The organism is Sphingobacterium spiritivorum ATCC 33861 (assembly GCF_000143765.1).
GTDB lineage: Bacteria > Bacteroidota > Bacteroidia > Sphingobacteriales > Sphingobacteriaceae > Sphingobacterium > Sphingobacterium spiritivorum.
In genome coordinates, this window is the sequence record NZ_GL379770.1 from 1,183,215 (window position 1) to 1,205,822 (window position 22,608).

The window sequence follows — 22,608 nt, forward strand, 5'->3', positions numbered from 1 at the left end:
TTTTCCCGAACCTTTTCCAGAATAATATCCTCCTGACCAGCAGTCCTTATAAAATACCTTTGTATGCGGTTTTATAACTGACCAGCAGTCCCTTTTCTGCTTCTGTAATAACCAGTCCCAGGCTCCCGATGGGGTCGAAAGCGCAGTTTGTCGGATTGTTTCCCGGGACAGGTATTTTTGCAGACAATTGTCCCTTAGAATCATAATGATGTACCGTTCCCGATCCGTACACAGCAATATATAAGTTGCCTTCCTCATCAAATGCCATCCCGTCAGGACCAACAGGGCCTCCGGTATTGGTGAAGCAGACAGGATTAGTCCATTCCATATTCTGGCTGTCCCAGTTGCCTGTCCAGATATTGTGAGTGCCGGTCTCTGCTATATAAAGTTTGCTGTAGTCGGCATTGAAAGCCAGTCCGTTGGGGTAAAAAGAGACCGATCGGAATACCTTTAATTTTTGTTTTGGCGACAGCGCACATATATATCCGTCACCTTTAGTGAGGCTGTCTCCGGAACAGGTGAACAGCAGGTTGCCGTATTTGTCGAATGCCAGATCGTTGGGTAGGTTTAAAGCATTGCCTTCGACCTCACTTACGATTATTTCCATATCTCCGGTCAGACTGTTGAATGTTCGTATCTGATTGCGTTCCGAATCACAAAACCAGATCAGGCCGTTGTTATCCGTAGCGATGCCATTAGGTCTGCCACCGACTTCATAACGCTCTAATGAATCGTTCCGGTATCGGCTCAGGCAATTCCGCTGCTGCTCTACAAACCAAAGATCTCCATTTGGAGTAAATGCAGGACCTTCCGGAAAGGAGAGGTTATGCAACAGGATAGTGGTGGTATTGTCGTTCATAACAGGTCAAATATAAAAAAGTAAAAATATATTTTAATTGTATACAAATATAATGTAATTTAGTATACAAATTAATCAGTTAGTTATAAGCCTGAATATACAGAACCGGACGATCTTACGATACCTGTACGTGTATATTAAAAAAACCACAGTACATCCGTTCCTGCATACAGCATATAACCGCATGTGATTATTTTTCACGGTAGTGACATGGAGTAAAAAAATAATTGACAATCTAATATGACAAGATCTAAATCGTCCGGTGTATTGCTGGAAAATGAAAAATGGATTCCCGGGGGAGTAGTGTCCCTAAATAGAAAATCTGAACCTAATATTTGTTTCAAAAGCGGTAGCGGCAGTAAAGTACGTGATCTGGACGGAAATGAGTACATTGATTATCAGGCTGGATTTGCGGCTTCCTTTCTGGGGCATAATGATCCGGATGTAAATCGTGCGGTACTGCATACATTGAGCGATCAGGCTGTATTAATGGGAGCCGGGCCTACTACGCTGGAGGGAGAGTTTGCTTCTTTATTCTGTCAGTCGGTGCCTACCGTAGACAGTATACAGATTACTACTACAGGATCTGAAGCTACTTATCACGCTATACGCATAGCCAGAGCGGTGACACATCGTGATCATATTATTGTGATGCAGGGGGGGTATAACGGTTGGCACAATGATGTTTCCTGTAATGTGATCAGTGCATTGGAAGATATTGGTCCGCGTGTAAGTCCTGGAGAATATCCATTTGATTCTTCATCTGCAGGAGTACCCAAAGCACATAGTTCTTTAGTGCATATTGTCAATTACAATGATCTGGATTCTGTAGCCTATCTGCTAAAAAGATATGAGATAGCCTGTATTATTCTGGAGCCGATTCTACAAAATGTAGGAATTGTAAAACCTAAAGAAGGATATCTGGAAGGTTTGCGTAAATTGGCAGATGAAAATGGTTTTCTCCTTATTTTTGATGAGGTAAAAACAGGCTTCAGACATGCCCTGGGCGGATATCAGTCTATCTGTGGAATCAAGCCGGATCTGTCTACTTTTGGAAAAGCAGTTGCCAATGGCTATCCTTTAGGAGTGATTGCCGGTAAAAAAGAATACATGGACTACTTTGTGCACCCGGATAAGAAAGAAAGAGTACTTATTGCAGGTACCTTTAATGCTTTTCCGCTTACGACTGCTGCTGCTATTGCGACCTTACAAAAGTTGTCATCAGCAGAGCATAATGTATACGGTCATGTGGAGCGTCTGGGTGAAATGCTGGAAAACGGACTGAAAGATATTTTTACCGCTAAAGGGATTACGCATTATATTGCAAGACAAGGGTCGGCCTTCTGTACTTATTTTATGGATCATGCTCCCGTAGATTTTCATGACATCGTCAATCATCATGATTTTCAGCTGGATACGGTATACCGTAAGAAACTGATCGAAGAAGGAATTTTTAATTTCCCGGCTCCGATCAAACAGGGAAGTATTTCTTTTGCGCATTCAGCAGCAGATATTGAAGAGACATTGGATAAAACCAGAAAAGTAGTAGATCAATTATAACAGGAATACATACATGAAAATTACAGCTATAGAGACTTATGTGTGCCATGCACGGATGAGAAACTGGATTTTTGTAAAAGTAGTGACGGATCAGCCCGGATTATGGGGTTGGGGAGAAGCTACTTTGGAATGGCATACAAAAAGCGTTGTTGGCGCTATTGAAGATATTTCTCAACTGCTTATCGGAGAAGATCCCAGACGCATAGAACACCTTTGGCAGATGATGTACCGTCAGCATTTCTGGCATGGCAACGGCATTGTCAGAGGAACGGCTATAAGCGGGATTGATATTGCACTATGGGATATTCTGGGCAAGATTCATAATGTGCCTTGCCATGAACTCTGGGGAGGTCGTGTCAGGGATCATGTTCGTCTGTACTGCCATTTGGGAGGCGGCAAGATGGAAGATTTTTATGAAACTGCCCCGGGTGATGCAAAACGATTTGGTGAATTAGCATTGCAGGCGGTAGAAGAAGGTTTTACGGCATTCAAATCAATGGCCGTGCCGGAGACTATGTCGCTGGAAGGCTTGCAGCCCATCAAATATGCAGAAGCCTGTGTACGTGCGATGCGGGAAGCTGTCGGTGATCAGATCGACATTATGGTGGATTGCCATGCACGTCCGAGTCCGCGCATGGGGATGATGTTTGCAAAAGCACTGGAACCGTATGGCCTGTACTTTTTTGAAGAACCCTGCTGGCCGGAAACGATGGAAGATATTGCGTTGATTCAGCGTGCGGTAACGACTCCGATAGCATCGGGTGAACGGCTCGTAGGTGTACATGCATTCCGCGAATTATTGGAGAAAAGAGCAGTAAGTGTTATTCAGCCGGATATTACCCATTGCGGAGGATTGACTGAGGCACGTCGTATCGGTGCACTGGCCGAGGCTTACCGGGTATCTATGGCTCCGCATAATCCGCAGGGACCTGTCAGTACAGCGGCATCTTTGGAACTGGGCTTTTCCAGCCCATCCTATATTATTTGTGAAAGTGTACACAGTGATGTGGAATGGCGTTCGGATGTCGTATCCGAAGGGTTTACTGTTCAGAAGCAGGGACGTATTGTCCTTCCGAATCAAAAACCGGGATTGGGAATTGAGATCAATGAAGAGGAAGTCAAAAAACATCCTTTTCAACAAGAGATATTACAACGGACCTTCTACAAAGATGGTAGTGTAGGTGACTGGTAAAGAATATAGAGATGAACAAGGAAAGTTACTTTAATAATCAGGTCGTGCTTATTTCGGGCGGACTGGGAGATATAGGCCTGGCAACTGTCAAAGCTTTTGCCAGGCAGGGAGCGCGTGTGGCTATAGGAGACAGACTAAGCCCTGAAGCGGCAGCACTTCAACTTGCCCGGTTGCAGGAAGTCGGATACCCCTGCAGATACGATCAGGTAGATGTACAGGATGCAGAGGCAGTAGAGCAGTGGGTAGAATCGATAGCAGAGCATTGGGGGAAAGTAGATATAGCAATAGCAAATGCGGCAACGGTTACTTTAAAAGACTATCAACAGATTAGTCCTGCAGAGTGGGATCAGGAGATAAAAGTAAACTTGAACGGTTCATTTTACCTTGCAAATGCCGTAGCCCGAAAGATCGTACAGCAGGGGAGTGCTGGTAATATCGTGTTTCTGGGAAGCTGGGCTGCACATGTTGTGCATCAGAATCTGCCGGCTTACTCTGTTTCGAAAGCTGCCATACGTATGTTATGTCAATCTATGGCATTGGAATATGCTCCTCACGGAATTCGAATCAATGAAGTCGCTCCGGGGTATGTCAATGCCGGATTGAGTAAGGAGGTATGGAGTCAGCATCCGGGACTGGCAGATCAGGCACGCGAAACCGTCCCCGTACGGGCGCTGATTGAGGCTGAAGAAGTCGCCGATCAGGTTGTCTGGATATGCCATCCGAAAAACAGACATCTCACAGGAAGCACCATTCTGATGGATGGAGGTCTGTCCCTCAGCAGAAAAAGTTAACCGCCAATCAAACCTGAATTATGACCTTAAATGATACCTTAATAGCCGCTCACCATTCTTTTACAGGCTACTTTGGAGTGGCTGAATGCGATATTACCCCACCACTGGATATCTATGCACGCAACTGGGGTGCTGCACCATCTGATCAGGCTTCCGGATTACACCGGCCATTGCTGATGCAGTGTGTACTGTTTCAGACGGAGGATGAAATTTCTCTTGTAATGATCACTGCGGATCTGGGCTGGTGGAAAAATGAACCGGATGAACGAAACCTGCGTCATTATATCCTGCAGCAAACAGATCTTCAGGAGGAACAGCTGTTGTTTTGCCTTTCACATACCCATTCGGGACCTGTTATATGTACTGCGGATGCCGATAAACCGGGAGGAGAATATATCCGGCCTTATCTGGAATCTCTGGCTGTACAGTCTGTAGAACTGATTCAGCAGGCTCAGCATAATCTGATAGCCGGAACACTCACCTGGACCTATGGAAAATGTGACCTTGCTAAAAAACGTGACTTAAAAATTGATGACTCCTATCTGATCGGATACAATCCATCCGATCGGGCAGATGATACCGTATTGGTGGGCTGTATCAGAGATAACGCAAATCAGACTTTGGCAACATTAGTCAACTACGCCTGCCATCCCACAACATTTGCACATGAAAACAGGCTGTTATCTCCTGATTTTGTAGGTGCCATGCGTGAAGAAGTAACCTCAAAGACAGGTGGAATCTGTATGTTTTTACAGGGAGCATCAGGAGATCTGGCACCTATGGAACAGTATGTTTCAGATCCGGCAATTGTAGACCGGCATGGCCGGAGACTTGGTTTTGCGGTCTTGTCTGCTCTTGAATCGCTGCCTGCTAATAACCAGGGATTATATTTTAAGGAAGCACTGGTTTCGGGCGCACCGCTGGCTCTCTGGAAAACCTGTGATCTGCCTCCTCATCAACTTCTGACAAAGAAAATAGTAGAAGTCGTTGTCGATTATAAAAAACTTCCTACTGTAGCGGAAATTACAGCCGAGTATGAGGCTTGTACAGACCGGGTGCTGAAAGACAGGCTTTGGCGCAAACTGAATACACGTAAAAGTATAGGCGATCAGAAGCAGGCTGTTATCCGATTGTGGGTATGGCAATTAGGCAATAGTGTCATCGTCGGGCAGGCAAACGAAGCATATTCCATTATACAGGAGCAGATACGCGCAGCATTTCCGGACAAATCCGTTGCTTTTATCAATATTGCTAACGGTTATGTCGGCTATTTGCCTCCGGCCGAACTCTACGGGCTTGATATCTATGCCGTCTGGCAAACACCATATGCACAAGGAAGTCTGGAAATATTAATTAACAAAACTATTCAAGCCATTCAAGAATTAAAGTAGATGAAATTAGAGTTAATAGACATTACGATTTTTGTAGTTTACATTCTTGGTATACTATTTCTGGGTCTTTACGCTTCCAAATTCAATACCCAGACAAAAAGAGATTATTTTTTGGCAGGTGATAAACTACCCTGGTGGATGATCGGCGGAAGTATTATAGCCGCCAATATCAGCAGCCACCATCTGGTAGGAGCTATGGGCGCAGCATACAGCAGAGGATTTGTAGCTATTACGTTGGAATGGGGGGCAATACTGATTGGTTTCAATGCATTATTGTGGGTTTTTCTTCCTTTTTATCTTAGAAACGGATTCTATACGATTCCGGAATATCTTCAGAAGCGATTCGGGAAAGCTACACGAGCCGTCTATTCGATACTTATTCTGTTTACCTATATTTTTGTAGAGATAGGAGCCGTTCTTTTTCTGGGTGCTCTTTCCTTGTATGCACTATTCGGAGTCCCTATTTTGTACAGTGTATTCGGACTGGCTGTACTGACCGGAGTGTATACCATTCTGGGCGGGTTGCGGGCCGTGATCTGGACTGAAATGGTACAGTTAGTTGTATTAGTGGCAGGAGGTATTATATTAACCTTCGCAACAGTTAAAGAAGCAGGAGGTGTGCAGGCGGTATGGGATTCAAGCCGGGACTGGAAAATGTTCTATCCGGCTGATGATCCGGATTTTCCGTGGACCATGTATCTGGGCGGACTCTTATGTATCAGTGTATTCTATTGTGCTACAAATCAGTTTATCGTACAGCGTGTGCTGGCAGCCAAGAATGAATGGCATGGCCGTATGGGCGTGATTTTTGGCAACTACCTTAAATTTCTGGTTCCCCTGATTATCACTGTTCCTGCTTTGGTGGCACCGGTTTTTCTGCCTCATCTCGATAAACCGGATTTATTGTTTGCCACTCTGGTAGAAAAGCTACTGCCGACAGGGTTGATAGGTTTAGTAATGGCAGGACTTATTTCAGCTATTATGTCTCATATTTCAGGAGCTATCAACTCGTGTACAACCATTATGACGGTAGATATTTATCTGGAATATTTTAATAAAAATGCAACAGATAAACAGGCTGTTACTTTCGGGCGTAGATCCGGAGTAGCCATTATTCTGGTAGGTATTCTGAGTTCAATCTTATTAATCAGCTATTCAGATAAGCCGGTATTTCTTTACCTTATGAATTTGTATGGTTTATTTACACCGGGTATAGCTACCATGTTTTTAATGGGGATTTTCTGGAAAAGAACAACTTCTTCAGGAGCCCTGACAGCAGGATTGCTCACTATTCCGCTATCCCTGATACTGGAGTTTTTATTACCCGAAATGCCGTTTTTCAACAGAACTGGAATTGTTTTCTGGACCTGCATGATCGCTTCTGTGTTGGTCAGTTTGCTGACTAAACCTGTGCCGGAAGAAGAGCTGAAAGGATTAATATGGAATAAAGACAGTCTTCAACTGCCGGAATCCGAAAGACTGCGTAACAAGGGTATTCGAAATCCATTCTATTGGTGGTTGCTGATCACGGTAATTGTACTCTATTTTTACATCAGATATCATTAACAAAATCACAATCAAGTATAAAGACTATCCCGGATCTCTGTATTCTTTTCAGAGTCCGGTTTTTTTTATACTATTTCAATTCATATAAACTGTTTTTACCGTATTCTCATTATATTGGGTAAATAGGGAAGTGTAGCTATGTTCAAAACAGAGATAAGCTTTTTTAAACCGATAGTAAAAAGAATGAGAAATGATTAAATTATTGCGTTTTATCGATCTGCATAACGGAGAAGATGCTAAGGAAAAAGTATTGGAAAATGTAACCTCCAATATTTCTTTCAGGGGTTCTAATCTCTGGATATTGGCCTGCGCTATTGTTGTGGCTTCTGTGGGGTTGAATGTGAATTCTACAGCGGTGATTATAGGTGCGATGTTGATTTCTCCTCTGATGGGACCTATCGTAGGAGCCGGATTTGCATTAGGAACTTATGATTTTGCATTGCTGAAAAAATCGCTCAAAAACTTGCTGATAGCAACACTGGTCAGTCTTTCTGTCTCTTTTATTTATTTTTTGCTCAGCCCGTTTAAAGATGCACAATCCGAATTACTGGCCCGTACGTCCCCGAATATTTATGATGTACTCATTGCTTTCTTCGGTGGACTGGTCGGAGTGATTGCCATTACAAGAGTAGAAAAAGGAAATCCTATACCCGGAGTGGCAATCGCTACAGCTTTGATGCCTCCGCTGTGTACAGCAGGTTATGGTCTGGCAATAGGCAATCTGTCTTACTTTGCAGGAGCACTCTACCTGTATTCCATAAATTGCTTTTTTATCTGTATCTCGACATTTTTTATTGTTAAGTATCTGAAGTATCCGAAAGTAAAATTTGTGGATAAAGGCAGAGAGAAAAGAATTACACGAACGATCACTTTATTGATAATGGTGATGATAATACCGAGTTTCTATCTGGCCTATGTACTTTTGCAGCAAAAGAAATACACCCAGTTAGTCGATCATTTTATCAATACCGAATTAGTGCAAAAAGGATATACTGTAGTCTATGAAAAGACATCGTTCAACAGCAATCCTAAAAAAATAGAACTGGCTTTTCTGTCCCGGAAATTTACTCCTGAAGAAATAAAGAAACTTAATCTGAGTTTGTCCGGCTATGGTATCTTCAATACGCAATTGATTATTCGTCAGGATAGTACCGATCTCAAGAAAGATATTTTAGAGGAGATCAACAAACGCTCTGAAAACCTGTCACAAAAAGATATTGCTATTCGTAACCTGAACAATGAGCTGGCAATGTATAAGTTTGATGATCCGAAATTGATCAATGAAATTGATATTCTGTTTCCGGAAATAAAAGTCTATTCCGTAGGTAAGCAACTTCACGTGATTCGTCAGGATAGCACAGTAGTCAATACGGTGTTACTATACGAAGCCGAATCGCCTTTGTCTGATGAAAATAAATCCAAATTGCAGACCTGGCTGGGGAGCAGAATCAACGATCCCCATATTGAGATCGTAAGACGATAAAAACAAATGGCCTTCATTTCTGATAATGAAGGCCATTTGCTTGTTATATTTAAGCAACAATCATTAATTCACTGCTGTCTTCTTACTTGCTGATGATAGTACGAGATATCCCAGTAGTCCGGATACTAATGAACCAATTAAAACTGCAAATTTAGCTTCATCAATTAAGAGCTGATCATCAAAGGACAGGATAGAAATAAAGATAGACATGGTAAATCCTATACCTGCCAGGAGGCCTGTTCCGGTGATGTGCATCCAGTTTGCATTTTCCGGCAGACTGCTTATTTTCAGTTTGGTTGAAATGTAGCACGTCGTCAGGATACCGACAGTCTTACCGACAATCAATCCGGCAATAATACCTACTCCCAATGCAGAAGTAAGACCAGCAATCATTTCCTGATGGATGGTAATATTAGTATTGGCCAACGCAAATAGCGGAATAATAATAAAGTTGACGGGATTTGTCAGGGCATGTTCCAGTTTTTCAAGAGGAGATTCCTGCGCATCCGGTGTGGTAGGCAAAGTCATTGCCACCAAAACTCCGGCAATAGTGGCGTGTATCCCGGAATGGTGGATGAAATACCATATAAAGATACCCGGTATAAGATAAGCCCAGATGCTTTTGACACCAAATCTGTTGAAAGCTAATAATACAATGAATATACCTAAGGCATACATGAGATATGTGAAATGCAGATCTCCGGAATAAAAAACGGCTATAACAAGGATGGCCAGCAGGTCATCTACAATAGCCAGGGCGGCCAGAAAAATCTTTAAACTCGCAGGGACCTTTTTTCCCAGCATCGTTACAACCGCTAATGCAAATGCAATATCTGTCGCCATCGGGATACCCCATCCGTGTTGGGTAACTTCACCAAGATTGATCACTGTGTATATAGCTGCCGGAAGTAATGCGCCACCGATGGCGGCAAGAATAGGCAGTATCGCTTTTTTCGGAGATGATAACTCGCCTTCTACCAGTTCCCTTTTGATTTCCAGACCAACCAGTAAAAAGAAAATTGCCATCAAACCGTCATTGATCCACAGGAGGACGGAATACTTTAGCTGTACAGCCTCACTTTCATAACCGATATGATAATTGAGAATACCCGATAGCTTGTCTGCCAAGGGCGAATTGGCTATAATCAAAGAGATAATAACACAGGCAAAAAGTATAATTCCCCCGGCTGTACTGGACTTCAAAAATTGCTTGAAAATATTCAGATTAATAAGTTTCATACTTCAAATCTACAATTTTCAAATGTAAAACAGGGCGAAAAATGGCTAATAATGCCGTTTTTGCAGGTATGTTTAGCCAGACGTGGACTCCCGGATAATCAATTGAGTGTCTAATTCAATACGCTCGATATGGATAGCATAGTTCTTTCTTTTCTTATCCAGCATTTCGATGATTTTGCGTGCTCCCAGCCGGCCCATTTCTGCCGCAGGCTGGTAGATACAGGACAAAGACGGGTAAAATGAACTGGAATAGGTGGAGTTGGAAAATCCGATCAGCGCTACGTCTTCAGGTATTCTGAGTCCCATATCTTTTAGGATACCACTCATCTTATTGGTCAGAAGATCAGTAGCTGTAAATATGGCGTTGGGTTTTGTCTTTGTCGCAAACAGTGCTGATAATCTGGTTTTGATCTCTTCTTCCAGTTTGCTTTTGTCCTGCAGGTCAAAGTCCAGAATATAACCTGACTTTACAGGGATTTTGTTTTTCCGCAGACAGTCTTTGAAGCCATTGAGCCGTTCCCGTATTACCCCGGCATTTCGGCCGGTGACATGCACGATCCTTTTATGTCCCAGGTCCACCAGGTGCTGGGTAGCATCATAGGAGCCTTCAAAATTCTTAACCCCGATTTTGTTTGATTTAAGTCTGTTGTTGATGCGGTCTACTACTACAATCGGAAAACTAGTGTCATGCAACCTTTGCAAATAGTCGATATTGGGAGTGTTTGCGATAGGAGAGATGATAATTCCATCTACTCCTCTTGAATTGAGGATGTCTATACATTTGCGTTCCCGCTGTACATTTTCCTTACTCTGCATAATGACCAGCGTAAAATCCGTCTCTACGATTACTTCATCAATTCCTTCCAGTAATTGAGAAAAAAAAGAATTTCCAATAGTAGATACTATGACGCCAATGATATTACTCCTCCCTGTTCTCAGGCTTCGCGCTGAAGAATTGGATTGAAAGTTGTTTTTTTCGGCATATTCGCAGATCATTCGTTTGGTGTCTTTATTGACCTCATGACTGTCTGATAATGCTTTAGAAACAGTGGAAATAGATTTATTTACCGCCAGAGCAATATCCTGGATAGTGATTTTTTTCATCTGTATGTGAATTGTCTTTAAACAGAACTGAAACTGTCATCTTTTTTACCTCAGCCCTAGGGTTTTCGTGTTTAACAGTAAAAACTTATGTTTCTAATGAATGAAAAGGATTTAAAAATATGATGGTTTCACGAGAAATAAAACAAACTGACCTTAAATCTATGCATTTTGTAACGAATTTTCAAGATAAACCCCTTTTATTCTGCTATTAAAACAGAAGTAAACTTTTAAGAGCTTCTCTTAGAAGTAACCGGAAAATATGACGGGTATGTACAACACCTGTAAAATGAAATCTGTATTGTGTGTGAATTTTAGAAATGTATTGTTTGAATTGTGTAAATTAGGCTATGAATAAAAGTGAGAGTATTTCCGAATTTTATGCCCGTGTTCCGCAAGTCAGCAGGGAGCTGCTGCCGGAGGCACAGTCAGCCGGTGTCGGGCACTTTAATGTGTTCACACGTGATGCCTGTTCATTTCTTGCACCCTACAGCCGCAGGGATTTCTTTAAGGTCTCTTATATTATCGGAAAGGGACGTCTCTATTTTGCGGATCAGTGGATTTATATAGATAAACCTGCGTTGCTTCTTTCCAACCCTAAAGTACCTTATGCATGGGAAGCTGAATCAATGGATCAGAAAGGCTGGTTTTGTCTATTTACAGACAGCTTTCTAAATCACGATGAAAAGTTCAAATTCTTTCAGCAGACGCCTCTTTTTCAGACGCATATTCACCCTGTTTTTTTTCCGGACGAAGTTCAGCAACAAGAGATTTCAGCGATTTTCAAACGCATGCTGGTAGAAATAAATTCCGGATATCTCCATAAATATGATGTTTTGAGAAGTTATCTGCATGTACTGGTACACGAAGCATTAAAGATTCAACCCCCTGATACATTTGTCAAACATAAAGATGCGTCTGCCCGTATTACTCAGTTATTTCTGGAACTATTGGAAAGGCAGTTTCCTATAGATACGCCTGAATTCAGACTGCAACTTCATACACCCAAGGAATTTGCTGCCTGTCTTTCCGTTCATGTCAATCACCTGAATCGATCTGTCAAGAAAGAAACGGGAAAGACAACCGGTGAACTTATTGCAACTCGTATTCTCGCAGAAGGAAAAGCATTGTTGCAGCATTCCAACTGGTCGATTTCAGAAATTGCATACAGCCTTGGTTTTGAATCTCCGGCATATTTTACCAATTTCTTTAAAAAATATCAGCAACAATCCCCGTTGGAATACAGAAAAAACTTTGTTTGATTAATGTAAGTTGCATTCTTGCTGATAAAAGGCGGTTTTCATTGTGAAGAAGGGTTTTAAAGGAAATTAGATCTGATGAAATTGTATCAGAGATTTTTGCGTAGTTTTATGAGATATAAATAGCGTTATTCCCGGATAATAAGGATGAATATATTAAAGATCAATAGATGAAAAATTTATTCAAGGCAATAAGAAATAGAAACATTGGCGAAGTCTCCGGAATTATAGATAAGAATCCGGCATTGATAAATGTTGTTGCAAAAGGCATATCAAAAAAAGACGATGGCGAAATTCCATTACAAACTGCTATCAAGACTGATAATTATGAAATTGCCGAATTACTTATTAAACGGGGAGCAAATATAAAATTTGGGGAAACAGAAAGTGAAAATCAGGAATGGCGAAAACCGGTCTTACATTTTGCAATTTCGGCCGTTGTTCACAATTCCAGATTTGCCATTTATATACCTAAGTACAGCAGCCAGAATAAATCAGGGTTTTTAGGTTTATTTAAAAAGGATCAATGGAAGATACAACCAGAACACACTGTAAATTACCGGAAAGCAATTGAACTATTACAATTGATTATCACACAAGGTGCGGATATTAATGCAACTGACAGTTATGGAATTGGTGCTGTTGAAGTACTGTGTAATGAAATTGAGAATGTTCAGCCGGATCGTTCAAAACCATTGACTCAGGAAAGTATAGATGACTTATATCCGGTTTTTGAATTAATAAAAGCGACAAAAATCAGCGATTTTAACTTACCAAGTAAAAGAGGAAATACTATTTATGATAACTATAAGCATACAATCGACCAGATTATCCTGAATAAGAAGTAGAAACTCTGAGAAAGAGACTTCAAATTGTTATTTATTATCTTTTCTCAAAATTTATCAATAGCCAGATGAAAATCCTTGAATTAGTTTTACTGTTGTCGCTATTCAGTAGTCAGGTTTTTGCGCAAAAAACTCAGGAAGATCTTCTGATTGAATCTTTTGTTGATACGCATACGGATGATAAGGAAAAATTTTCGCATCAACTCCGGTCTGCACTTGAAAATCATGATATAAAGACATTCAAAAATTTTGAAAGAGTTTTAGACAGTTTAAATTCAACGTTGACAATAAAGAATTCTGAAAAAGGGGATTATGAATTATTTACTTTAGCAAATGGTTTGGATCATTGGAGCTATATCCTTAAAAATAAGGTAATCATAAATCAATCAGAAATGACTTTTGATTATTTTTATGACATTCACAATCTGCCAAATGGGGAATATCTGCTTATAAAAAGAAGCGATGACATGTCTTTCTCCTGTTCTGAGGCCTTTATTTATAATGGCAATATAAAGTATGACTATTCTGATGTATCTGCTAATGAGGCGTATGGAAAGAAAGTATTGTCGGTTTGCAGCTGGACAAATGTGGATGAGAGTTTTCCTGGTAAAATTGACGCAGAAACAGGACTTCAGACGATCGAAGGCGGATTAAAAACTTATGAGCCTGTAAAAATTGAATTTGATCCGAAAAACAACCTTATTTTTTACTCTTTTTACCGGATAAAAGACGGACGAAAAATAACAAGAAAGGCAAAATACAGGAATTCTGATTTTAAAATTAAAAGCTATGATGCACGAACCTTCGAAGAATAAAAATACTTTAAAATAAGTGTTTACCGCTCTTCTCTATATGAACTGGCAATAAATTGGAAAACAAGCAACATGAAAAACAATAAAAAATACATATTTACATCTGAGCGGCTTGGATTTAGAAACTGGGATCTGGCCGATATAGACAAATTGTATGAAATAAATACAGATAGAAAAGTAATGGAATTTTTTCCGGATGTTTCTACAAAACAACAGACTACAGAATTTGTTCATAGAATGAAACGACAGTTTGAGGAAAAAGCATTTTGTTATTTCGCAGTTGACAGACTTGACAACCGGGAATTTATCGGCTTTATAGGACTTTCTGAACAAACATATGCAGCAGACTTTACACCTTGTATTGACATCGGCTGGAGAATCAGTAGTACCGAATGGAATAAAGGTTATGCGACAGAAGGAGCAAAGAAGTGTCTGGATTATGCCCTGAATGTATTAAAGCTTCAGGAAGTATATGCAGTTGCACCAAAAATAAATCTGAAATCTGAGCATATTATGAAAAAAATAGGACTCGAAAAGCAATATGAATTTGAACATGCTTTGCTTATAAATAATGAACGTCTCAGAACTTGTGTATTATATAAAACAAAAGGACATCGGTAGCAATGAAACTGGAAATCGATCCGTTTGACGGACAACACTGTGAAACAACTGCCACGGGAACTTTGTTGAGACAGCTTGATATTGATCTGTCTGAACCTCTTCTTTTTGGTTTAGGTGAGGGGTTGGGATTTATATTCTGGAATATGAAATCCATGACTTTCCCCTTTATTGGAGGGCGTATTAAAACCGATCTTTTAACTCAACATATTGCAAAAAATCTGAATCTTGAACTAACGGTCAGGGAGACAGCATCCGTTGAAAAAGCTTGGAATAAGGTTAAAGAGTACCTAGACAACGGAAAGGTTGTTGGTTTAAAAATGGACTGTTTTCATTTGCAGTATTTTTCACGTCCCTTTCACTTTGCAGGGCACTATGCCGCTATTTACGGTTATGATGATGAAAATGCGTATCTGGTTGATACGCAGCAGCAAGGCGGACAGGTAAAAACGAGTTTAAAAAGTCTGGAATTAGCAAGAGCAGAGAAAGGACCGATGTCCTCAAGAAATTTGTACTATACATTACAGAAGACAGATCAAAAATTTGATCTGAAAACTGCAATTACGGCAGCCATCCGGAATAATGCTGCAGATTATCTGAATCCGCCTATTACAAATATCGGTTACAAAGGAATTTTAAAAACAAGCACCGAAATAGTCAAATGGTTCAAGACCAGTAAAGACATTCAAAATGAATTTAAGACATCTGCTATGATGATGGAGAAAGCAGGGACAGGAGGGGCTTTGTTCCGAAACTTATACAGAGATTTTTTAAAGGAAAGTTATGGTCTGCTAAAAATTGAAAAACTAAATACAGCCTACGAATCCTTTTCAGAGATTGCAGAACTATGGACTTCGGTTTCACAATTGTTTGATAAAGTGAGCGAGACAGCAGACTTAAGCTATATACTTCAGGCATCAGCAATTTTGAAAACAATAGCAGACAAAGAAAAAAAGACTATGGAGCTATTGCTGACCATATAATCACTTCATGAGTTGGAAACACTTGAAAAATATTTCGATTCAAGTCTTTTTTTCGCAGAGTATAAACTATGAAATGCTTAGAGATTTTCGGATGAATTAGAGTAATGTGAGAGCTTTTAATGGAAACTTATCAGAAATAAATCAATTAAACTATCAATATTATGAGCTTAAAAACATTAATAACAAACAGCGTTGATTATAACGTTTGGGTAACAGAACAATTAGTAACCTGGCTGCAAAGTTTTGATGAAGAATTACTCTACAAAGAATGTCTGTCCAGTTTCAGCAGTATAGCAAAAACACTTAAACATATCAGTGATACACAGCTGTATTGGTCTGCAATGATACGAGGAACGGCAATTCCAAGTTTTGATTATATGGCTACTGAGGTTGACATTAAGACAGAAATGGAAAATCTGGTAAATGAAGCTAAACTTCTGGCAACTTATGTAAAGGAAAACGAGGAAGGGATGAGTGAAACCTATTTAATAGAATCAGAATGGTTTTCTTCAAATTTTCCAAAATATGAATATTTACAACATCTGATTATTCATACGACCTACCATCGGGGGCAGATCGTCACCATCGGACATCATGTGAAAGGTAAAAAAGCTCCGATGATGGATTATAATTTCTGGAATGTAATGAGTCAGCAAGCTACATAGATATATCAATACGAATTTAAGAGTGCTTTAGATTCGGTTTGATTTCTGTAAGTGATGGTTTGATCTTTGTAATTGCTTTACTGCGGGTATACCTAACTTTGAATATCAAAATATAAGAGGTATGAAGTATAGAAAATTAGGAAAATCAAACGAAGACGTTTCTGCCATAGGCTTAGGCTGTATGGGTATGAGTTTTGCTTATGGTACATCTGACGATCAGCAAAGTATAGAGACTCTGCATAAAGCGTTGGATCTGGGGATTAATTTTTGGGATACAGCCGATATGTATGGCAACGGTACCAACGAGGAATTGCTCTCAAAAGTACTTGTGCCAAACCGGGATAAAGTCTTTATAGCTACTAAATTCGGATTTAGATTCCGGGATGGGATTGCACGCGCAAGCAATGCGAATGAAACTTATTTTGACGGCTCTCCGGAATGGATCAGGGTAGCCGTAGAAAATAGTTTGAAACGACTAAAAGTAGATGTTATCGATCTTTATTATGCTCATCGTGTAGATCCGAATATCCCTGTCGAAGAGACTGTAGGTGCGATGTCTGAGTTAGTGAAACAAGGCAAAGTCCGCTATCTGGGTCTTAGTGAGGCTTCTCCCGAATCACTCAAAAAAGCGAATGCAGTACATCCGATAATGGCTCTGCAGAGCGAATATTCCTTGCTTACAAGGGATGTCGAACCAGAAATATTGCCGCTATTAAAGGAAATGGATATCGTATTGGTGCCTTATTCACCCTTAGCGAGAGGATTAGTCACCAATACGCTGGATGTAAATCAGCTGGAAGATCAGGACTTCAGAAAATTTTTGCCACGGTATCAGGGCGAAAACCTGGAAAACAATACAAATCTGGCCGCGACGTTTGCTTCCTTTGCCAGAGATAAAGGCGTTTCACCAGCACAGCTTGCACTGGCCTGGGTGCTTGCACAGGGAGAGCAGATTATTCCGATACCGGGAACACGCCGGACAGAGCGCCTGGTCGAAAATGCAGCTGCTGTTGATGTTTCTCTTTCACACGCAGAATTACAGGAAATCGAAAAGATACTGGCGCAGTATCCGAATGTCGGAGCACGCTACAATGAGGGATCTATGAAACTGGTCAATCGTTGATCCGATAGATAAACAGAAGAAATTTTCTAAACTCACTGGCTCAGGTTTCTGTCTTCACAAGACAAGAGACCTGAGCTTTTTAGCTATATAAGTATTCTTAAAATATTTAAATTAAAAAAATATTTAAGTTTCTTTTTTAAAATTAAACGCCTGTTAGTCAGTTATTTAATTTGATATTTAGCTGTACTCGTGATCTTATATATACGTGTAAAAGAAAAATAATCAGAAATTTTAAATCCATATCTCATCCGTTGTCGTAGATGTAGGAAACTACTGATTATAATTATAAACGTTAAATAGGATAACTATGAAAAATCTAACCACAAAAAATCCTACGTCATCAATACAGGAAGAAATATTGACTGACGAAAGGTTGAGAAGAAGAGACTTCTTAAAATTTGCAGGAGCCAGTGCCGCAGGTTTGGCCATATTGGGGATGAGTAGTTGTAAGGACGATGATGATATGGTAGATATGGGCGGTAAAGAATATTACTTCGGAAGCGGAGATATTGCTATTCTTAACTATGCTTATGCACTTGAACAATTGGAGGCTGCATTTTACATTCAGGTAGCTGCATCTCCGTATTCGAATATTTCCGACTGGGAAAAAACCTTGTTTACCGATATTCGTGACCATGAGGTAGCGCACAGAGAGTTTTTTAAAGCTGCCTTAGGTAAAAATGCAATTGCAAATCTGGAATTCAACTTCTCAGCGGTTAATTTTTCCAGCCGGGACAGCGTACTTGCAACGGCCAAAGCTTTTGAGGATCTGGGTGTGTCGGCCTATAATGGTGCTGGCTGGTTGATTAAAGATGTCAATTATCTGCTGTTGGCGGGCAAGATTGTATCTGTCGAAGCCAGACATGCAGCTCTTGTCCGTGATCTGATCGACAACGGCAGCTTTGCCAATTCGGAAGTGATAGACAGCAATGGTCTGGATGTAGCCAAAAGTCCGACCGTAGTGTTGCAGACTGCAGCTCCGTTTATCAAGTCCAAGATTAGTGTTCAAGATTTACCCACCTATTAATCCTCAGTATTATGAATTTATTCAATCTTTTTGAAACGATTACGCAAGTTGATCCGGAGTTCAACGAACGCGTGAGTCCTCGTCGTGAGGCTATAAAAAATATGACATCTTTCGGCAAAAAAGTTACGCTTGCTGCCATGCCTTTTGTCCTGAGTGAATTATTAAAAAAAGCATACGGACAGGTTCCGACAGATGTAAACGGTGTATTGAATTATGCGCTGACACTGGAATATCTGGAAGCTGAATTCTATACAAGAGGAGCGGCTGCAGCCAACCTTGTACCTGCCGGTAAACCTATGGGAGCGATCACGACTATCAGAGATCATGAAGTGGCACATGTTAATTTTCTGAAAACTGTACTCGGAAATAATGCAGTTGCAAAGCCTACATTTGATTTTACAGCTGGTGGCACTTTTGGCAATGTATTTACAAATTATGATACATTCTTAGCACTAGCACAGGCTTTCGAAGATACCGGAGTACGTGCTTATAAAGGACAGGCCGGTATTCTGAAAGGCAACAGAGTCGTATTGACCGCTGCTTTACAGATTCATTCGGTAGAAGCAAGACATGCTTCACATATCCGCCAGATGAGGAGAGCAAGGGGCGGAGCTGCAGCAGATCAGAAACCGTGGATCACAGGAGCCAACGATAGTGGTATAGGTGCGGTGGTAGATCCGATATATGCAGGAGAAGATAATAAAGTACAAGGAGGTGTGGATATCACGACGCTGAATGCTGTAAATGGTAAAGTATCTGCAAATGCAGCAACTCAATCTTTTGATGAACCGCTAACGGCTGAAGCTGTGTTGAATATCGCAAGCCTTTTTATTGTTAAATAATTAGTGAGTACCACCCATATTTTGACACCTTCTGCTTAGCATATATGGAAGGTTAGAAATGTATACGTGCACAACTATGAGCAGTCGCAGACAAATATGTTTGCGGCTGTTTTTTGTTTAAATAGGTTCCTGGGTTTTTATATTTATGAAATTCAGTATCAAAGATCAGCGGCAGATGCTTTTTATAAGTGATGTGCGGAATATTAGTTTGATGGTAGCGTTTATCTCCAAAGGGAAATTAATATTGGGGAAGTCCACGTAAACATTTAAACAGTCCCAAGCTACACAAGTATGAGCTTAGATATTGCCCATGACATACATCTGGGACATAGTAGGAGTAGGGCTTCCGCCTTGTTTCTCTAATGTGATTGCAAAAGCCTGAGCACTCGGGATCGTACTCATCATATTGACATCTGCAGCCTTATCCTGCGGGAAGACTCCTGCATCTACAGGTTTACCATCTACGATAGCCCAGAGCTGGTATTGCATGCCTTCAGGTGCAGCAGGCATATTTTCCATACTCAGATAGACGTTTTTGCTTTTTGAATCCCAGAATACAAGCGCTTTCAGGTCCGGATGGTTCTCTACTCCGGCCAGCGTAATTGTCTTCATATGCGGATCATAGACCATTTTCCATTTATCCTGCAGACTAGCCAGTGCCTGTTGGTTTACATTATTTTCTGCTGCTACTTTTGCAAGCTGCGATTCGTTTTCTTTGGATTTATTGTGCAGATAAAGGTTGCCCAGTAAGCTGCAAACAGAAATCAGTGAAGCTGCCACTGCAATACGGCTCACAGTACGTGAGGACTGTACCCTATCCAGATTTTTAATCCTGGGATCTTCTTCGCTTTTCTGTTCAACAGGTTGTGGATTTTCTTCTGCCTGAGAAATAAAAGGGACTATCTTTTCATTATCCGAATCTGTACTCTCCTGAGCGGATATTTTGTCCCAGATTGCTGTTTTCAGACCGGCAGGAGGAGGCATAGCATGGACCGTAGCAAACTCTTCCAGCGTTTGTTGCGCCTCCAGGATTGCTTGCTCCACTTCCGCATTATTTTTGCGTACGCACTCCAGAATACTTACTTCTTCTTCAGAAGCAAGCCCCATTACGTAAGCTTCGATAATGCCAGACGATATGTACTCTTTAATGTCCAATTTATTGATAATCTTTAAGTAATCTCCTTAGTTCGATGAGCGCTCCTCTGGTCCTTGTTTTGACAGTACCTAAGGGGATATCGAGCTTTACTGCTATTTCATTCTGCGTATATCCTTCAAAATATGCCATTTCTATTAATTCCCGCCAATCGGCCTTCAGTTCATTTAATACATTTTTGAAACCGATATGGTCCACATTCTCTGCCACCGCAAAATTATTAATTTCTTTATCATCTACGATATTTGGAAGAGATTGGTTTTTTTGTTCGTTCTGAACACTTTTGGATTTGATGTAATCAATAGCTGTGTTTCTTGCAATATTGATCATCCAGGTATACAATCTGCCTTTGCCGGCATCAAATGAATGTATATTATTCCATATTTTCACAAATATATCCTGAATCACTTCATCCGCATATTCTTTGCTGTTGACAATCCGGATGATAACCCCATATAACGCTCCTGCATAATTATCATAAAGATAATTAAACGCCTTCTCGTCTTTGCTTTGCAAAGATGCGATAAGTTGTTCTTCAGAGGTATTATTTGCGTTATTCAATCAAACAGGTTTTGTACTCAAAGATATAAATATTTTGACGTTGTCCAAATAAAAAGAAATCTATAAATCAATAAGTTATTTATCATTGGTTTCAGCCTCCGCTTCAGGCAGTTTAAGGAAAAGAAAAGCCACGGTTAATAATAATATTATACAGACGCCTATACTGTAATAGTAAGCTGTCAGCATGCTGTTTGATGAAAGTGAGGTTTTACTGAAATGAAAGAAAACAGTTGTGAGCAGACCGACTCCAATCCCTACAGCCAGTTGCTGTAAGGTGAGATACATGCCTGATGCTATTCCGACTTTTTTTTCCTGAATGGTTTTGAGTGCCATGGTCATCATGGAAGGAAGAACAGTTCCACACCCCAATCCGTACCAGAAAAGAGTCAGCAGGATAACGGTATGCGAAACATTGGACATACTAAATATCAGAAGATGTATACACAAGCCAATGACCATAATGAATATCCCGGAGAGTAAAACCCTTTTGCCATGTAGTACATTATACCGTATGGAAACAAGCGAGGCCAATACATAACCTATTCCCTGTGCAACAAAATAGAATCCGGTCTGTGTAGAACTGACGTCCAGTCCTCTTTGCAAATAAAGAGAGGTCAGGATAAAATAAGAATCCTGTACCATATAGTAGAACAGAGCTGACCATAGTCCCAGTCTGAAATATGTATTGCGAAATAAGCTGAAGTCTATAAGGGTTTCTAATCCCTTGCGGTGATCTTTCTTTTGCAAATAAACAAAGCGAAGGCCAAAAATAAAAGAGCAGAGCAACAGGACTGTATACCATACAGACCAGGGATGTTCTGCAGCCTGTATAATAGGATAGATAAGTGTCATGATAGAGAGCGCAAGCAGAATAACTCCGCTGCTATTAAACCGGCCTGCAGCGGGCTGATGATGATCCGGAAGGTAACGCATTGCTAATAGGAGCGAAACTAATCCAATAGGAATATTGATCAGAAAAATAAGCCTCCATCCGTCTGTAATCCATTGTACATCCGGTAGAATACCTCCCAGAAGCTGCCCCAGTACAGAAGCCGCTCCGGCGATACTGCCATATATGCCTAAAGCTTTGACACGATCTTTTTCCGTGTCAAAGATATCCGGAATAAACGCAATTCCCTGCGGGACCATAAAAGCAGAGCTAACTCCCTGTATAAGTCTGCCGGCCAATAGTATTTCTGCATTTGCCGCTATACCGCATAGTGCTGATGAAAGAATGAAGAACAGCATGCTGAGGTTATATACTTTCTTCTTACCCCAATATGTACCGGCTTTACTTCCTGTAACCAGTAAACTCGCGTATCCGATAACATACAGAATGACTATCCATTGTGCCTGGCTGTCTTGGGCATGTAGACCTGCCTGAATGGAAGGAAGGGAGACATTGATTATAAAAAGATCGATTACGAAAAGGAAAATTCCGGTAGATACCAGGAGCAGCTGCACATATCTATTCATAGCTTTTTCATATATTTACGCTTCAAAATTGGCGTATAATTATAGTATAATCAAGTAGTTGT

The 22,608-nt window shown here is 40.6% G+C and carries 21 protein-coding genes; 15 read left to right on the plus strand and 6 right to left on the minus strand.

Annotated elements, in window-relative coordinates; genetic code table 11:
• Positions 1 to 46 precede the first annotated feature (46 nt).
• Entirely contained in the window at positions 47 to 859 is an 813-nt protein-coding gene (locus HMPREF0766_RS05125) for an SMP-30/gluconolactonase/LRE family protein (protein WP_002994379.1), read from the minus strand.
• Positions 860 to 1,099: 240 nt separating this feature from the next.
• Here HMPREF0766_RS05125 and HMPREF0766_RS05130 point away from each other — a divergent pair, with 240 nt between their 5' ends.
• The 6 genes from HMPREF0766_RS05130 (at position 1,100) to HMPREF0766_RS05155 (ending at position 8,842) form a co-directional block, all read left to right on the plus strand.
• Positions 1,100 to 2,419 (plus strand): aspartate aminotransferase family protein, encoded by a 1,320-nt coding sequence (locus HMPREF0766_RS05130; RefSeq protein ID WP_002994380.1) that lies wholly within the window; start codon positions 1,100 to 1,102, stop codon positions 2,417 to 2,419.
• Between the two features lie 13 nt (positions 2,420 to 2,432).
• Positions 2,433 to 3,611 (plus strand): galactonate dehydratase, encoded by a 1,179-nt coding sequence (gene dgoD / locus HMPREF0766_RS05135; RefSeq protein WP_002994381.1) that lies wholly within the window; start codon positions 2,433 to 2,435, stop codon positions 3,609 to 3,611.
• Positions 3,612 to 3,622: 11 nt separating this feature from the next.
• Complete coding sequence (locus HMPREF0766_RS05140) at positions 3,623 to 4,402, plus strand: SDR family NAD(P)-dependent oxidoreductase (RefSeq protein WP_002994382.1); 780 nt, start codon at positions 3,623 to 3,625, stop codon at positions 4,400 to 4,402.
• A gap of 20 nt (positions 4,403 to 4,422) precedes the next feature.
• Complete coding sequence (locus tag HMPREF0766_RS05145; RefSeq protein ID WP_002994383.1) at positions 4,423 to 5,793, plus strand: hypothetical protein; 1,371 nt, start codon at positions 4,423 to 4,425, stop codon at positions 5,791 to 5,793.
• Positions 5,794 to 7,359 carry an SLC5 family protein gene (locus tag HMPREF0766_RS05150; protein WP_002994384.1) on the plus strand — a complete coding sequence of 522 codons (1,566 nt, stop codon included), beginning with the start codon at positions 5,794 to 5,796 and terminating at the stop codon, positions 7,357 to 7,359.
• Between the two features lie 190 nt (positions 7,360 to 7,549).
• Positions 7,550 to 8,842 carry a DUF389 domain-containing protein gene (locus HMPREF0766_RS05155; protein WP_002994385.1) on the plus strand — a complete coding sequence of 431 codons (1,293 nt, stop codon included), beginning with the start codon at positions 7,550 to 7,552 and terminating at the stop codon, positions 8,840 to 8,842.
• Between the two features lie 63 nt (positions 8,843 to 8,905).
• Here the strand turns inward: HMPREF0766_RS05155 and nhaA are convergent, their stop codons facing one another.
• Entirely contained in the window at positions 8,906 to 10,081 is a 1,176-nt protein-coding gene (gene nhaA, locus HMPREF0766_RS05160) for a Na+/H+ antiporter NhaA (RefSeq protein ID WP_002994386.1), read from the minus strand.
• 72 nt (positions 10,082 to 10,153) lie between these two features.
• Positions 10,154 to 11,185 carry a LacI family DNA-binding transcriptional regulator gene (locus HMPREF0766_RS05165; RefSeq protein WP_002994387.1) on the minus strand — a complete coding sequence of 344 codons (1,032 nt, stop codon included), beginning with the start codon at positions 11,183 to 11,185 and terminating at the stop codon, positions 10,154 to 10,156.
• Positions 11,186 to 11,532: 347 nt separating this feature from the next.
• On the opposite strand from HMPREF0766_RS05165, the gene HMPREF0766_RS05170 reads away from it, so the two are divergent.
• The 9 genes from HMPREF0766_RS05170 (at position 11,533) to HMPREF0766_RS05210 (ending at position 19,356) form a co-directional block, all read left to right on the plus strand.
• Positions 11,533 to 12,444, plus strand: coding sequence for a helix-turn-helix domain-containing protein (locus tag HMPREF0766_RS05170; RefSeq protein WP_002994388.1), 912 nt, complete (start codon positions 11,533 to 11,535; stop codon positions 12,442 to 12,444).
• Between the two features lie 167 nt (positions 12,445 to 12,611).
• Complete coding sequence (locus HMPREF0766_RS05175) at positions 12,612 to 13,289, plus strand: ankyrin repeat domain-containing protein (protein ID WP_002994389.1); 678 nt, start codon at positions 12,612 to 12,614, stop codon at positions 13,287 to 13,289.
• Positions 13,290 to 13,354: 65 nt separating this feature from the next.
• The gene (locus HMPREF0766_RS05180; RefSeq protein WP_002994390.1) at positions 13,355 to 14,101 is read left to right on the plus strand and encodes a hypothetical protein; all 747 of its coding nucleotides are present in this window, start codon (positions 13,355 to 13,357) and stop codon (positions 14,099 to 14,101) included.
• A 69-nt stretch (positions 14,102 to 14,170) separates the two neighbouring features.
• Positions 14,171 to 14,719 (plus strand): GNAT family N-acetyltransferase, encoded by a 549-nt coding sequence (locus tag HMPREF0766_RS05185; protein ID WP_002994391.1) that lies wholly within the window; start codon positions 14,171 to 14,173, stop codon positions 14,717 to 14,719.
• Between the two features lie 2 nt (positions 14,720 to 14,721).
• Complete coding sequence (locus HMPREF0766_RS05190; protein WP_002994392.1) at positions 14,722 to 15,699, plus strand: BtrH N-terminal domain-containing protein; 978 nt, start codon at positions 14,722 to 14,724, stop codon at positions 15,697 to 15,699.
• A gap of 161 nt (positions 15,700 to 15,860) precedes the next feature.
• The gene (locus tag HMPREF0766_RS05195) at positions 15,861 to 16,364 is read left to right on the plus strand and encodes a DinB family protein (RefSeq protein ID WP_002994393.1); all 504 of its coding nucleotides are present in this window, start codon (positions 15,861 to 15,863) and stop codon (positions 16,362 to 16,364) included.
• Between the two features lie 121 nt (positions 16,365 to 16,485).
• Positions 16,486 to 17,487 (plus strand): aldo/keto reductase, encoded by a 1,002-nt coding sequence (locus tag HMPREF0766_RS05200; protein WP_002994394.1) that lies wholly within the window; start codon positions 16,486 to 16,488, stop codon positions 17,485 to 17,487.
• Between the two features lie 307 nt (positions 17,488 to 17,794).
• Positions 17,795 to 18,514: a ferritin-like domain-containing protein gene (locus HMPREF0766_RS05205; protein WP_002994395.1), complete on the plus strand. Its 720-nt coding sequence runs from the start codon at positions 17,795 to 17,797 to the stop codon at positions 18,512 to 18,514.
• Between the two features lie 11 nt (positions 18,515 to 18,525).
• Positions 18,526 to 19,356 carry a ferritin-like domain-containing protein gene (locus tag HMPREF0766_RS05210; RefSeq protein WP_002994396.1) on the plus strand — a complete coding sequence of 277 codons (831 nt, stop codon included), beginning with the start codon at positions 18,526 to 18,528 and terminating at the stop codon, positions 19,354 to 19,356.
• 297 nt (positions 19,357 to 19,653) lie between these two features.
• Here the strand turns inward: HMPREF0766_RS05210 and HMPREF0766_RS05215 are convergent, their stop codons facing one another.
• From HMPREF0766_RS05215 to HMPREF0766_RS05225, 3 genes are all read right to left on the minus strand, one after another.
• Complete coding sequence (locus HMPREF0766_RS05215) at positions 19,654 to 20,511, minus strand: anti-sigma factor (protein WP_037459608.1); 858 nt, start codon at positions 20,509 to 20,511, stop codon at positions 19,654 to 19,656.
• A gap of 1 nt (position 20,512) precedes the next feature.
• A complete protein-coding gene (locus HMPREF0766_RS05220; protein WP_002994400.1) occupies positions 20,513 to 21,070 on the minus strand; it encodes an RNA polymerase sigma factor in 558 nt (185 codons plus the stop codon).
• A 75-nt stretch (positions 21,071 to 21,145) separates the two neighbouring features.
• Entirely contained in the window at positions 21,146 to 22,546 is a 1,401-nt protein-coding gene (locus tag HMPREF0766_RS05225) for an MFS transporter (protein WP_002994401.1), read from the minus strand.
• Between the last annotated feature and the right edge of the window lie 62 nt (positions 22,547 to 22,608).

Bases quoted from the DNA above. Each gene is read 5' to 3' on its own strand.
- HMPREF0766_RS05125 (WP_002994379.1), bottom strand. From the start codon at position 859: ATGAACGACAATACCACCACTATCCTGTTGCATAACCTCTCCTTTCCG.
- HMPREF0766_RS05130 (WP_002994380.1), top strand. From the start codon at position 1,100: ATGACAAGATCTAAATCGTCCGGTGTATTGCTGGAAAATGAAAAATGG.
- dgoD (WP_002994381.1), top strand. From the start codon at position 2,433: ATGAAAATTACAGCTATAGAGACTTATGTGTGCCATGCACGGATGAGA.
- HMPREF0766_RS05140 (WP_002994382.1), top strand. From the start codon at position 3,623: ATGAACAAGGAAAGTTACTTTAATAATCAGGTCGTGCTTATTTCGGGC.
- HMPREF0766_RS05145 (WP_002994383.1), top strand. From the start codon at position 4,423: ATGACCTTAAATGATACCTTAATAGCCGCTCACCATTCTTTTACAGGC.
- HMPREF0766_RS05150 (WP_002994384.1), top strand. From the start codon at position 5,794: ATGAAATTAGAGTTAATAGACATTACGATTTTTGTAGTTTACATTCTT.
- HMPREF0766_RS05155 (WP_002994385.1), top strand. From the start codon at position 7,550: ATGATTAAATTATTGCGTTTTATCGATCTGCATAACGGAGAAGATGCT.
- nhaA (WP_002994386.1), bottom strand. From the start codon at position 10,081: ATGAAACTTATTAATCTGAATATTTTCAAGCAATTTTTGAAGTCCAGT.
- HMPREF0766_RS05165 (WP_002994387.1), bottom strand. From the start codon at position 11,185: ATGAAAAAAATCACTATCCAGGATATTGCTCTGGCGGTAAATAAATCT.
- HMPREF0766_RS05170 (WP_002994388.1), top strand. From the start codon at position 11,533: ATGAATAAAAGTGAGAGTATTTCCGAATTTTATGCCCGTGTTCCGCAA.
- HMPREF0766_RS05175 (WP_002994389.1), top strand. From the start codon at position 12,612: ATGAAAAATTTATTCAAGGCAATAAGAAATAGAAACATTGGCGAAGTC.
- HMPREF0766_RS05180 (WP_002994390.1), top strand. From the start codon at position 13,355: ATGAAAATCCTTGAATTAGTTTTACTGTTGTCGCTATTCAGTAGTCAG.
- HMPREF0766_RS05185 (WP_002994391.1), top strand. From the start codon at position 14,171: ATGAAAAACAATAAAAAATACATATTTACATCTGAGCGGCTTGGATTT.
- HMPREF0766_RS05190 (WP_002994392.1), top strand. From the start codon at position 14,722: ATGAAACTGGAAATCGATCCGTTTGACGGACAACACTGTGAAACAACT.
- HMPREF0766_RS05195 (WP_002994393.1), top strand. From the start codon at position 15,861: ATGAGCTTAAAAACATTAATAACAAACAGCGTTGATTATAACGTTTGG.
- HMPREF0766_RS05200 (WP_002994394.1), top strand. From the start codon at position 16,486: ATGAAGTATAGAAAATTAGGAAAATCAAACGAAGACGTTTCTGCCATA.
- HMPREF0766_RS05205 (WP_002994395.1), top strand. From the start codon at position 17,795: ATGAAAAATCTAACCACAAAAAATCCTACGTCATCAATACAGGAAGAA.
- HMPREF0766_RS05210 (WP_002994396.1), top strand. From the start codon at position 18,526: ATGAATTTATTCAATCTTTTTGAAACGATTACGCAAGTTGATCCGGAG.
- HMPREF0766_RS05225 (WP_002994401.1), bottom strand. From the start codon at position 22,546: ATGAATAGATATGTGCAGCTGCTCCTGGTATCTACCGGAATTTTCCTT.